14 protein-coding genes are annotated in these 12529 nt (G+C 37.7%); 9 read left to right on the top strand and 5 right to left on the bottom strand.

The window, feature by feature from the left end:
* The first annotated feature begins 102 nt into the window (after positions 1 to 102).
* Genes M901_RS10250 through M901_RS10230 form a run of 5 tightly spaced genes read left to right on the top strand, consistent with a single transcriptional unit; the run spans position 103 to position 5616 of the window.
* Positions 103 to 1128 carry a 3-oxoacyl-ACP synthase gene (locus M901_RS10250; protein WP_021278119.1) on the top strand — a complete coding sequence of 342 codons (1026 nt, stop codon included), beginning with the start codon at positions 103 to 105 and terminating at the stop codon, positions 1126 to 1128.
* A 9-nt stretch (positions 1129 to 1137) separates the two neighbouring features.
* The gene (locus tag M901_RS10245; RefSeq protein ID WP_021278123.1) at positions 1138 to 1866 is read left to right on the top strand and encodes a glucose 1-dehydrogenase; all 729 of its coding nucleotides are present in this window, start codon (positions 1138 to 1140) and stop codon (positions 1864 to 1866) included.
* Positions 1830 to 2630: an alpha/beta fold hydrolase gene (locus M901_RS10240; protein WP_021278130.1), complete on the top strand. Its 801-nt coding sequence runs from the start codon at positions 1830 to 1832 to the stop codon at positions 2628 to 2630. The genes M901_RS10245 and M901_RS10240 overlap by 37 nt, the downstream gene beginning before the upstream one ends.
* Positions 2627 to 4117 (top strand): class I adenylate-forming enzyme family protein, encoded by a 1491-nt coding sequence (locus M901_RS10235; protein WP_021278128.1) that lies wholly within the window; start codon positions 2627 to 2629, stop codon positions 4115 to 4117. Before M901_RS10240 ends, M901_RS10235 begins: the two co-directional genes overlap by 4 nt.
* A gap of 8 nt (positions 4118 to 4125) precedes the next feature.
* On the top strand, positions 4126 to 5616 hold the full coding sequence (locus M901_RS10230; protein WP_021278118.1) for a sodium:solute symporter family protein: 1491 nt from the start codon (positions 4126 to 4128) through the stop codon (positions 5614 to 5616).
* Here the strand turns inward: M901_RS10230 and M901_RS10225 are convergent.
* The 4 genes from M901_RS10225 to M901_RS10210 are packed head-to-tail and all read right to left on the bottom strand — an operon-like array spanning position 5545 to position 8223.
* Positions 5545 to 6762 carry a TIGR03862 family flavoprotein gene (locus M901_RS10225; RefSeq protein WP_034721724.1) on the bottom strand — a complete coding sequence of 406 codons (1218 nt, stop codon included), beginning with the start codon at positions 6760 to 6762 and terminating at the stop codon, positions 5545 to 5547. The genes M901_RS10230 and M901_RS10225 overlap by 72 nt on opposite strands.
* Positions 6763 to 6799: 37 nt before the next feature.
* A complete protein-coding gene (locus M901_RS10220) occupies positions 6800 to 7309 on the bottom strand; it encodes a YtfJ family protein (protein WP_021278121.1) in 510 nt (169 codons plus the stop codon).
* A 15-nt stretch (positions 7310 to 7324) separates the two neighbouring features.
* Positions 7325 to 7702: a hypothetical protein gene (locus M901_RS10215; RefSeq protein WP_021278122.1), complete on the bottom strand. Its 378-nt coding sequence runs from the start codon at positions 7700 to 7702 to the stop codon at positions 7325 to 7327.
* A 32-nt stretch (positions 7703 to 7734) separates the two neighbouring features.
* Positions 7735 to 8223, bottom strand: coding sequence for a hypothetical protein (locus M901_RS10210; RefSeq protein WP_021278127.1), 489 nt, complete (start codon positions 8221 to 8223; stop codon positions 7735 to 7737).
* A gap of 76 nt (positions 8224 to 8299) precedes the next feature.
* Between M901_RS10210 and M901_RS10205 the strand changes: the two genes are divergently transcribed.
* Both M901_RS10205 and M901_RS10200 read left to right on the top strand, forming a co-directional pair.
* The gene (locus tag M901_RS10205; RefSeq protein WP_021278124.1) at positions 8300 to 8980 is read left to right on the top strand and encodes a hypothetical protein; all 681 of its coding nucleotides are present in this window, start codon (positions 8300 to 8302) and stop codon (positions 8978 to 8980) included.
* A gap of 8 nt (positions 8981 to 8988) precedes the next feature.
* Positions 8989 to 10014, top strand: coding sequence for a CpaF family protein (locus tag M901_RS10200; protein WP_021278129.1), 1026 nt, complete (start codon positions 8989 to 8991; stop codon positions 10012 to 10014).
* Here the strand turns inward: M901_RS10200 and deoC are convergent.
* Positions 10011 to 10667 (bottom strand): deoxyribose-phosphate aldolase, encoded by a 657-nt coding sequence (gene deoC / locus M901_RS10195; protein ID WP_021278120.1) that lies wholly within the window; start codon positions 10665 to 10667, stop codon positions 10011 to 10013. The two genes, M901_RS10200 and deoC, sit on opposite strands and share 4 nt — an antisense overlap.
* Before the next feature lie 134 nt (positions 10668 to 10801).
* Between deoC and M901_RS10190 the strand changes: the two genes are divergently transcribed.
* Together M901_RS10190 and M901_RS10185 are read left to right on the top strand one after the other, a co-directional pair.
* Entirely contained in the window at positions 10802 to 11731 is a 930-nt protein-coding gene (locus M901_RS10190; protein ID WP_034721722.1) for a sensor histidine kinase KdpD, read from the top strand.
* 9 nt (positions 11732 to 11740) lie between these two features.
* Positions 11741 to 12436 carry a response regulator transcription factor gene (locus M901_RS10185; RefSeq protein ID WP_021278125.1) on the top strand — a complete coding sequence of 232 codons (696 nt, stop codon included), beginning with the start codon at positions 11741 to 11743 and terminating at the stop codon, positions 12434 to 12436.
* The last annotated feature ends 93 nt before the right edge of the window (positions 12437 to 12529 follow it).

The raw sequence follows: 12529 nt of genomic DNA, 5'->3' as shown, positions 1-12529 counted from the left end.
AAATGCAAAAGTTCAATTTATTGAAGAATCTGATCATCACTTCTTCTTAGAAAAACCAAGAGAAACTGCCGATGCAGTTTCACAATACCTAGGATCACAATTATGACAATTAGTTTAAAGAAGGCCGCAGTTTGGCTACCTAAAGGTTATGAAGATTCTGCTCATATTTCACGTGAGTCAGGAATTCCTCAAGATGTCGTTGAAAAGAAAATGGGGATTATTAGAAAGTGTCGTGCAGACAAGGATACACATCCAGGACAGATGGCCGTTAATGCCGCCAAGAAAGTTCTTAAAGATATTGATCCGCTAAGTATTGATCTCATCATTTGGACAGGGTCAGAATTTAAAGAACATCCTGTATGGTCGGCAGGGATCTATGTGCAAAGAGAGTTGGGGCTTAAGAATGCTTATGCCTTTGATGTCTCAGCAAGATGTTCAACAAATGTTCTCGGCTTACACCTCGCCAAGTCGCTAATGACGACAGATAAGAAAATTAATCGCGTTCTACTTTGTGGTGGACATAAAACAGGTGATCTTGTGAATTATAAAGATTCAAGCTCACGCTTTCTTTACAACCTTTCTGATGGTGGCTCAGCAATGCTGCTTGAGCGAGGAGAGACAAATCCAATTCTTGAGAGCTCTATTATAACAGATGGTGATTTTACTTTTGACGTCATTATTCCAGCTGGTGGAACGAAAAGACCACTCTGTGAAAAACCTGAAGCTCATGAGATGTATCTGACTTGTCCAGATATTGGAGGAATGAGAGAGAGACTTGCTGAAAGATCACTAAGTAATTTTCTTAAAGTTATTAAAGATGCTGCTCAGGCCTCAATGCACAAACCAATTGATTATCTTGCCCTTCTTCATATGAAGAAATCGGCTCACGATGCCATTGTTTCTGATCTTGAATTAAGAGAAGAACAATCAATCTATATGGACCATTATGGACACTTTGGAGCACCTGATCAGGTTCTCTCGCTTGGTCTAGCGGAAAAAAGAGGACTCCTTAAAAAAGGAGATCACGTTGTTCTTGCCTCGGCCGGAATTGGTTATACATGGTCGGCCATCTCATTAAGATGGGATGAAGAAACTTTTGATTTAGAAGATTTTGAAGAAATTAAATAGGAGAAATATATGAAAGGTTTAGAAAATAAGAAGATTTTTGTCACTGGTGCCGCTTCAGGTATTGGTAGAGCAACTGCTCAGAGATTATGGAATGAAGGTTCAAATCTTGTTTTAATTGATATTCCAACAGAAGAAGAAACAGAGCTTAAGGCGATGTTTCCTGAGAGAATGACTTATATTCAAGCAGATGTCACTGCAACTGATGGCCTTGCTAAGATTCAGGCAGAGATTGATAAAGGCGTTGATGTCTTTATTAATAATGCGGGAATCACGAGGGATGCGACAGTTCACAAAATGACTGATGAACAATGGGATCAAGTTATTGCTGTTAATCTCACGGCAGTTTTTAAACTTTCAAGAATGTGTGCAATTAAAATGAAGGAGCAAAAGTCTGGAGTTATCCTAAATGCGGCTTCAGTTGTTGCTCACTATGGAAACTTTGGACAAGCTAACTATACATCAACTAAGGCCGGAGTTATTGCTATGACAAAAACAATGGCAAAAGAGCTTGGTAAAGATGGTATTAGAGTTAACGCTGTTGCTCCAGGTTTTATTGGTACTCCAATGGTAAGAAAGATGCCTGAGAAGGTTATTGCTATGATGGAAGATAAGACTCCAATTAAAAGACTTGGTGAGCCTGAAGATATCGCGGCAGCTTACGCATTCTTAGCTTCTGAAGATGCTAGTTTTATTACTGGAACTTGTATGAATGTGGATGGGGGAGTTGTATTAGGTTAGAGCTTAATTACCATATTCAAAAATGTGAGAACGACCAGGCTCAATGGGTCGTTCTCATAAATGGACTCTTCGCTGATCTTGAGAGCTATCAGCTCGTTGCCAATTATCTCAAGGGTAGTTTTCATATTCTTCGCTATGATTGTCGCGGTCAAGGAAAGAGTCCAAAACCAGATGGAATTTATCAGCTCAAAGATCATGTTGATGATTTGGAAGGGCTTTTAAATGATTTAGAAATTAAAGAGGCGAACTTTTTAGGTCTTAGTAATGGGGGGCGAATTGCTCTTCAGTTTGCAAGTCTTTATCCAAGTCGTTCTTTACGAGTTGTGGCCTGTGATACCTATGATTCACCAAGTGAGATTTTAAAACTTAAGCTCGCAAGTTGGTTGAAAGCGTATGAAGTAGGGGGAGCTTTTCACCGTTTTGATGTGGCGACGCCATGGATTTGGGGGGAGAGTGTAGTTCAGGCAAAACCAGAGCTGATAGAGTCATATCGTGCACAGGCCACAAGTCTTGAAGAGCATGTTCTCAAAGGTCTCGTTCTTGGGGCGATGGAGTCTAGTATTGAGATTGAGAAGATCGTTTGTCCAATTCTCTTCATTGTAGGAGAAGAAGACTTGCTGACTCCAGTTTATACACACGAGAAAATGAAGAAGAAGTGTCAATTGGCCGATGTTCGTATTGTACAAGGTGGGCACGCTTCAATTTTAGAATTTCCACACTCTGTTGTAAGCGAAATTCTTCCATTTTTAGAGGGGCAATTATGAAATGGATTAGTTTTCTAAATATTAATGAAGCTTCCTATCCTGCCAAGGTCGCAATTGTCGATCAGTCTAATGATCGCTCTTATACATATAAAGAAATCGCAGATATCTCTAACGGTTGGGCACTTTTTTTAGAAAAACATTGTGTGAAAAAAGGTGATCGTATAGCTATCCTAGCAACAAATAGACTAGAGCACTTAACTCTCTTATTTGCCTGCGCCAAGATTGGTGCAATACTTGTACCCTTAAATTTTCGACTAGCGGTAGGGGAAATTGATAGAATCCTTGAAAGAGTCGAGGCCAAGGTACTTTTTGGTACAGGAGAGTTAAAGAATACTTTTACAGGTAGCTACTATGATTTAGAGAAATTTGATTATAATCTCTTATGTAAGTTAACAGACTCTCAAATTGATCTGAGCTCTAAGTTCTTAGATATCTCTTCTAGCTTAGATGACGATATTCTAATGCAATTCACTTCAGGAAGTACTGGTGAACCTAAGGGTGTTCTTATGCATGGTAGAATGCTTAGAACAAATATGATTGAAACAGCAAAGAACTGGGGCTTAAAAAGTGATGATACAACAATCGTTGAAACACCATTTTTTCACACTGGTGGTTATAATGTTCTTTGTTTGCCATTGTTGCAACTAGGGGGAACTGTTGTTCTTGCTCCTAAGTTTGACATGGATAATGTCTTCGCTTCTATTCCAAAATATAAAATTAGTGTCTATTTTGGGGTACCGACGATGTTCCAGATGATGGGAGCAGCAGAAAATTTTGATCAGGTCGACTTTTCTAGTGTCCGCTTCTTTGTTTCTGGTGGAGCCGCTTGTCCTGTTGAAGTTATCTCAAAGTTTCAGAAAAAAGATATTCAGTTTAAACAAGGTTTTGGACTCACTGAAGTTGGTCCAAATTGTTTCCTACTTAAAGAAGAAGATGCCATTAGAAAATTAGGCTCTATTGGTAGGCCGATGTCTCACTCTCAAGTAGAAGTGATAAAGCTTGATGGTGACGTGGCCCAAGTTGGTGAAGTTGGAGAATTAAGACTTAAGGGTGATCATCTTTGTCGTAGCTACTTTAATGATGATAAGAAATATCAAGAATCTTTAGAAAGAGGATTCTTCAAAACGGGAGATTTGGTTCGCTATGATGATGAAGGATTCTTCTTCGTTGTTGGGAGAATTAAAGATATGTATATCTCTGGGGGAGAGAATGTCTATCCCGGAGAGGTTGAAAAACAGCTTCTTTCAATTGAGGGGATCGAAGATGCTGTGGTTATTGCCATCTCTTGTGAGAAATGGGGAGAAGTTGGAAAGGCCTATTTAAAAACTGATGGGCGAAAAATCTCTTTGGCCTCAATTAGGGAAGAGCTTCAAGATAAACTCTCACGCTATAAGCATCCTCATTTTGTGGAATGCTTAGATGAAATGCCACTTCTTGCCAATGGCAAGGTTAATCGAGTAGAGCTTAAGAGATTAGCAACTCAGTAGGAGCAAGTATGAATGCAGAGTTATTTAAATATTTGATTACTTTTGGTTTTGTTTTTTTTACTTTCTATCTTTCTTATCTAGGGATGAAGAAAACGAAGGACCTAAAAGGTTTTGCTATTGGAAATAAAGATATGGGGCCAATTTTAATTGGAATCACTATGGCCGCTTCAATCTCTTCTACGGCGACCTTTGTGATTAATCCTGGTTTTGTTTATAACCATGGTTTCGCTGCTTATTTGCATTATGCTGTCTCTGCAAGTTTAGGAATTTTGACGGCATTTATTCTTTTGACTAGAGGTTTTAGAAAATTAGGTGATTCTATGGGAAGCCTAACTATTCCTGATTGGATTTATCATAGATATGGAAGTAGGGGACTTTCGCTCTTCTTTGCTTTGATAAATCTCTTATCGATTACTTTTGTCGTACTTATTCTGGTTGGGTGCTCTATTTTAATTAGTTCACTCTTTCCAATATCTCAAAAGGTTTCACTCATACTAGCACTAGTCTTCGTCTTTAGTTATGTCTTGATGGGGGGAACATACGCGCACGCCTATACCAATACTTTTCAAGGGGTCCTGATGATCCTTATTACTCTCTTTCTTTTCTTCTCTGGCTTGAATTATTTCGATGGTGGTTTCTTTAAGGCTTTAGAGTCAGTAAGTCATAATTATGCTTCAATTATAAATCCGGAGAGTAATCTCTACTATGATTATTTTTCGGTCTTCATAAGTTCATTTCTCATTACATTTGCACTTATGTTTCAACCTCATATTTTTAGTAAAATTCTCTATATTAAGAAAGAAGCTGATGTTTCCAAATTCATTTGGACAACCGCCATTGTTGGGACAATCTTCGGATTAATGTTATTTGTAGGATTCTACGCAAAGTTAGCCGGGCTAGAAATTGTCCGTCAGGATATGGTTGTAAGCCAGTATATTCTCCATGAATTTGGAACGGGGAGTGTTGGACCTTATATTTTAGTCTTTATCACTTTAACATTATTAGCCGCTGGGTTATCTACTTTAGATGGTATTCTCGTTGCACTATCAGCAATGGTTGTTAATGATATTTACTTACCATTTTTTGGAAAGGGATTAAGTCCTGAGCAAAGAACAAAGAAAGCGTTAAGCCTATCTCGTATTGTTCTTGTGACAATTGGTTTAATTTCCTTTGCTCTTGCATGGAATCCACCAAAACTTGTGGGGCTTTTTGCACAAAAAGGAGTCTATGCTCTGGCCGCAGCATCATTTGTGCCAATTCTCTTTGGGGTCCTCATCGATCAAACTAAATTTAAGTTACCCGTTTGGGGCGTTTGGGGAGCTGCTTTAATTGGATTTGCTGGACATCTTATTTTAAATCTCTTTATGGGTGTTGTTAATCCAAGTGTTTCTAGCTCAATCTCAATGATGGTCTCATTTGTTTTTATCTTAGGGGTTATGGCATTTAGCTATGATCGAAAGGCTGGCCCGGTGGGCCATGCTGAAACAAGCTTGGAGTAGGTAGCCACCTGTTGGGGCGTCCCAGTCAAGCATTTCACCACATATCCAAAGGTGGGGGTATTTCTTGAGTTGAAGTTGTTGGTTAATTTCATCCATTGATATCCCACCTGAAGTGGAAATTGCTTCATCCATTGGTCTGATACCATTGAGTTCGATAGGGAGAGCTTTTAACTTTATCCCTAAGGTTTTTAGATCTTCAAATTCTTCCTTGCTTAGAATATCTCTTAGAAGATTGATCTCTGTTTTATTGATTTTCAGGCTTTTTCTTAGAAAATTTGATATGGAATTCTTTCCACGTGCTTTGGACAGTCGCTTATAAATCTCTTCAAGAGAAAGATCTGGTCTAAGATCTATTTGTATTTGTGCTCTTTGCTTAGAGATGATCTCATCTCTAATTTCATTCGACAGAGCATAGATTCCTGTCCCTTCAATTCCATAAGGTGTAAGCATACACTCTGTTCTTATGCTTCTATCCTTAAAACTAATGACAATATTTTTAAGAGGGGAGTTATCGACATCAGTTTGAAACTTTGTTGACCATGAGCGAGTAAAACCACAGTTCATGGGTAGAAAATCACGAGTACTTAATTCTAATTCTTTAAAACTATTTAGCCAGCTACCATCTGAGCCAGTCTTTTTCCAACTTGCTCCCCCTAGGGCGAAGAGAGAATTCTCGCTATCGATGACTCTTTCTTCAGTCTCTGATTTAAAGAGCAATTTCTTTGAATTCTTATCTTGAAACCCTATGAATTGGTGATTGAAGTGAAAAGTTGCTAAAGTTGTGTTCTCTATTTCTTCTCGCCAGCTCTTTAGCATTTGCGCTGCAGTCATCGTCGTTGGAAAAACCCTTCCACTACTACCGACAAATGTTTCGACTTCAAGTTGCTGACACCATTGTCTTAAGTTTTCAGCGTTAAATGACTCAAGTAGAGCAGCAAAGAAATTTGCATCCTTTCCATAGCGCTGAATAAATTTATCAATTGGCTCTGAATGAGTCAGGTTAAGGCCACTACTTCCAGCAATAAGAAACTTCTTGCAAGGACCACTCATGGCATCGTAGATGTCGACTTTTATACCGTTCTTTGTTAGCAGGTAGGCGCTGTAGAGTCCCGCTGGACCAGCACCAATTATTGTGACTTTATTCATAGATTAAAAGAAGACCCTCTTAAAAGAGGGCCGTTTATTACATATTTAAGTTTGCTTTAATTACTTTGATGATTTGCTTGAGTTGATCTTCTGTAGCCTTCCCACCAACTCTGAAAAGGAGTTCACCTTTTTTAGAGAAGACTAGGACATTTGATGAATCATCCTTCATTTTCCATTTTTTCACGAGAACCTTATCGAAATCTTTTAAATAGAGAGTATCTGGAAATTGTTCTTGTTTTGTCTTGAGAGCGCTTTCTATAGCGAAGTTTGGCTTCCAAGTCGCTGCCATATTGATGATTGCAATTGAACCATAATTTTCTCTTGGAAATTTCTCCGCCTTCAGAGCATCACTAACATGATTATTTAAATCTTTTTCATCTGGGTCCACATAGAATAGAACATAGACTTTGTCTTTGATTTCACTTGATGACCATGCTTTTCCATCAAGTCTACCACCAAGGTCACCCTTAAGTTCTACAGCAGGTAGTACTTCAGCTGCGCAATTCATACCTAAGAGCATTGTCATTGCTAATACGAGTTTTTTCATCATCTCTCCCTATAATTATTTCTCTCTAAATGACTTGTTGAATAATAATCTTATATTTTTAAAGAAGGTCGAGTCAAACCTTTTTATATCGGTGACGATTTCTTCTTTGAGGTTGTAGTTGTAAACTGTGAATTTTTCAATCAGTTCACCTGATTGATTATGCTCAATTACATTTGGAATCTTGCGGCTAATCATACTACTTAGTTTTTGAACTCTCTCTCTTTCAAGTTCTAGGTGATTATATGTTTTGTAAGAATCATAGTTCTTATCATCTGCAAGTTGGCTCTTGTAGTAATTCTCTTCTTGTTCTTCAAGAAAACCTTCCATAAGGTCTTCAAAACCTTCGAATTCTTTCTTCTTATGCTCTGGGACCTTAAGTTTCTTCTTAACCATGGTGACTCCTATACTTTCTTTTGGGCCCTGTTTTAATCTTCACTAAGGTTTTCAAGTACTTTTTCTAGAAAGAGGCCTTCCTTAGCTAGAGACTTAATAAACTTCTGTGGAAGGATATTCATTTTATACTCATGGAGTCTATTCTCAATATTTTCGTTATGAACTTGAGAGCATATGACTTCAATCTTATCTAATAGTTTTTGTTCTTTATTCGTGACACGTTTTACTTCCACTTGAAAGTATTCAGGAATATCTTCAAAGCCTTTAACAACGGGGAAGAAGCTTGAGACATCTGTATTTCCGTTAATAATATAGAATGGGTAAGGAAACTTTGGATGAATATTAATATCTTTGAAGACGATTTCTAAAATAGTCAAAATTTCGTTAAGTCTTTCTCTACCTAAGTGGGAGAGGTCTGTGTACTTTGGTGCAAGTCCAACCTTGGATTTGATCAAGAGATTTTTAATCTCCGACATTTCTGCACTGGTAAGTTTGATTTCTTCTAATGTAGGTACTTTCATATGATAATTATAACAAAATCAGGCAGTAAGTTCACCTGTGGTTGTGGCAGGCACAAAAGTTTATTAAAATACTTATATGTTAGAATTTCCCTTTGTTGATATGCCAGATGAATACACTCAGTTACTTCGCGTTGATATGACTAGTTCGAGTAAGTATCATTTAGGACTTCAGACTTATATTTTTAAATCACCTTCACTTAAAGGAATCTTAAACAGAATTCTTAACCGTGGTGAAGATATCGATATCAATTCTCATATAAAGACTTTGGGTTGGCATGGGATTAGAGATAGGGTCATGGCCTATTATATTAACTTTGCTAAGACCAAGAGGCATGACTCACAGATAAGAGTTGAGATAATTGATGAGATAACAGGATTAGAGAGAGCGCTTAGGTTTTCCACGGTTTCAGGTTATAGTCGTCTTCCTCTATATGGCTTCTATTTAATGCTTGCCTGCATCGATGAGGGAATTGAATCAATTAAAGACCATCCTCTTTATCCCGATGCAAGAATAGTGGAGCTACTTTCAAAAAATACACAACGAGTGATTAATGTTGATCACCTCATTATACTCTTACATCATCTTATCGAATTTAATGGATTTGATGAGATCAAAACCTTGATTGAGGGAAATTTCTCATTTGAGTCTCTTTATCTCAAGATGTCAGAAGATCAGAAAGAACAGCTATGTTCAAATTATTTATCATATTGTGCAAGTATTGGTGAAACTGATTTATTCACTTCAAGACTTGTTTAGGAGAGATCGTGAACCCAGTTTGGAAAATGTTAGAAGATTTAGGAACTAAGAAAGGGATTAATGAAATCGTCATTAATGGTCCTAAGAATATCTTTGTTGAAAGAGGTGGGGAGTTCATTGGTCTAAATGTTGGTCTGACGAAGACTGATTTGTTTGAGTTTGTTAAAGATGTCGCAGATTTTAATAAGAAAGTTTGTAACGAAAAGAGACCAATCTTAGATGGAAACCTACCTGATGGTTCGAGAATTAACATCATCCTATCGCCATTTACAAATAATGGGGCGGCCATCACGATCAGAAAATATGTACGAACGAATATTAATTTAGAAGAGCATTCTCAATCTTTTGGAATTCCTCAAAAGTGGGTACCATTTTTTAAGTCTATGATTGAGTCCCGAATGAATATTGTTATATCTGGTGGAACAGGAGTTGGTAAGACAACTTTTATGAATATGATGCTCAAGGAAATTTCACCTGATCATAGGGTTATTACAATTGAAGATACGTTAGAGTTAAACCTATCCAATCCTAACTTAGTTCGACTTGAAGCAGGATCAAAGATTGAAGATAGTGAAGTCTCTATAACGATGAGAGACCTTGTTAAAAATACTCTTAGAATGAGACCTGATCGCATTATTCTTGGGGAGGTAAGGGGAGCTGAAGTTTTTGATTTACTTCAGGCCATGAATACGGGGCATGAAGGGAGTATGACTTCTGTTCACGCCAACTCTTCAGTTGAGTGTCTCTCAAGAATTGAAACTCTCTTTATGATGGCAGGATTTGATATTCCTTATCATGTTGTAAGACGTCATATTTCGCAGGCGGTAGACTTTGTTATTCAATTGGGTCGAGGTGCCGGAGGTCGACGTGTCGTTCAGCAGGTTCTTGAGATTAATGGGCAGGAAGGAAATAATATTCTCACCTCTTCTATCTTAGAAACTATTGAAGGTGAATTAACAACAACAGGAGTTGTTCCTTCAAAGATGAATCGTTTGATAGAAGCAGGTGAGTTACCAAAAGACTTCTTTAACTAGTAAGCCGATTCAGACTTCTCATTATTGACTATGGCCACACCAGAGCTTGTTCCAAGTCTTGTGGCTCCGAGATCGATATACTTTTGTGCATCTTGCGCTGATCGTACTCCACCAGATGCTTTAATCTGTGCTCTTCCTTCAACAGCTGCCACCATGAGCTTAACGGCTTCTTCCGTTGCCCCATGAGTTGAGAAACCTGTTGATGTTTTTACAAAGTGAGCTCCAGCATTAACGCAAAGTTTAGAGGCCTTAGTAATTTCATCATCACTAAGTAGGCAAGTCTCAAGGATAACCTTAACCGTCTTTCCATTGGCCGCTTCCACAACAGCTCTAACATCATCTTCAACTCTTTGATCTTCTCCAGACTTTAAAGCGCCAATATTGAGAACCATATCCACTTCGTCGGCACCATCGGCAATGGCCTGTCTTGTTTCAAAGGCCTTACTCTCACTAGAAGTTGCTCCTAGAGGAAAACCGATGACTGTACAAACGAGAACGTCAGATTGTGAGAGTTCATTTGCGGCAAGTTTAATCCAGGTTGGATTTATGCAAACGCTTTTGAAGTCATATTTCTTGGCCTCTTTGCAAAGGTTGATAATTTCAGTACTTGTAGACTGAGGTTTTAGTAATGTGTGATCGATGTATTTATTCATAGAAGGATTTTAACTGCTTTTACAGCGGCCGTGAATAGGAGATATTGCTGATCTTTCTTACTTTTGACATTTCTTTTACATAGATAATGCATTGCTTACTGGCAATAACTGTTCAAACTGATATGATTTGGCCCATGAGACGTATTAATTTACTGCATCCAGTCACGATCTTCATTGCTTCTTTATTAGCTTTGGGAACATCGCTCTACCTCTATATTGACTCTTATATTCGAGTGAATGAATCCCTTCGCGAATTTATCAATAGAAGTGGGCTTCCAAAGAATCAATTTAAGGAACCAGAGACTTGGGTCATGATTTTAACTCTATCCATTCTTGTGACTTTAATTGTCGCCGGGATGTCACTGGTCTTTGTCTACTATCAAAAGGTAATCATGCTTTATCGCATGCAACAGAACTTTATCAATGGTTTCACTCATGAGTTGAAAACACCCATTGCGAGCTTAAGGATTTTTATCGATACACTGGTTAAACATAAGCTTGATCAGAGTAAGACTGAAGAGATTTTGAAGTTGATGAAAACAGATACTGATCGACTACAGGAGAATGTTGAGCAAATTCTTAATCTTGCGAAAATTGAAGACCGTAACTTTAGACCAGAATTGGTACAGATAAATATCAAAAGATCATTGAAAGATTTTATTGAAAAGCAGGCCCATCTCTTTGATGAATGTGAGATTACTATTGGAAAACTTGATGGTGATGATACCTATTGGTTTGATAAGAAACTCATCGATATCATTTTCATGAACTTATTAACCAATGCGATTCGCTATAACCACAGTGAGAATAAGAAGGTTGATATCTTCTTTAATCGTAGAGGTAAATCACTAGAAATCGTTTTTAAAGATAATGGTGTAGGGCTTAAAAGAGATAAACTTAAGAATGTTTTTAAAAAGTTTTACCAAGTAGGCAAGTCTGCAAAAGGAAGTGGTCTTGGTCTCTATATGGTCTCGCAGATAATGAAAGTTCACAAAGGTAAAGTTTGGGCCACAAGTGAAGGGCCTGAGCAAGGAAGTTCTTTTCATATTTTACTAACAAAGTAAGAGTTGATTATGGCAAAAATTTTATTAATAGAAGATGAAGTTAATATCGCAAAGGGAATTATTCTCAATCTAGAGTTAGTTGGTCACCAAGTCACACATATGACGGAAGGAGACACTGGACTTGAGCAGTGGAAGAAAGGTCAAGCAGATCTCCTCGTTCTCGATCTTATGCTCCCAAATATGTCTGGAGAGAAAGTCTTAGAAAAAATAAGAGAGGTTGATGAGAAATTTCCTATTCTTATTCTTTCCGCAAAAGATGCGGCCAAGAGCAAGGTCGATTGTTTTGGTCTTGGGACTGATGATTACTTGGCCAAGCCATTTGATCTTGAAGAGTTTCTCATGAGAGTTGATAGACTCTTAAAAAGAGCGTCTTGGAGCGACCAAGGGTCAGTTAACGAAGAGGAGAAATATTTCTTTGGAGATAATTGGGTTGAACTAAAATCGTTTAAGGCCAAGGGTGTCAATGGTGAAATCGCCCTCACAGAGCAGGAGTGCAGGCTTTTATCTTACTTTTTTGAGAATGAAGGACAGGCATTAAATAGAAAAGACATCTTAAAGCTACTTGGATATAATGAAGAAACATCCACAAGAACGATTGACAATTTCATCGTAAGATTTAGAAAATACTTTGAATTAAATCCTAAGGAGCCAGAACACTTCATTAGTATGCGTTCTGTGGGATATTTATTTTCGAAAAAAAATTAAGGAGTATATATGTTATTAGAAGGTAAAAGAGTTCTTATTTTAGGACTAGCAAATGATAAGTCTATTGCTTGGGGAATTGCTCAGGTAATGAAA

The organism is Bacteriovorax sp. DB6_IX, assembly GCF_000447775.1.
Taxonomy (GTDB): domain Bacteria; phylum Bdellovibrionota; class Bacteriovoracia; order Bacteriovoracales; family Bacteriovoracaceae; genus Halobacteriovorax_A.
Note: the sequence above shows the minus strand (reverse complement) of the source record. Positions and strands in the feature narration are given on the sequence as shown.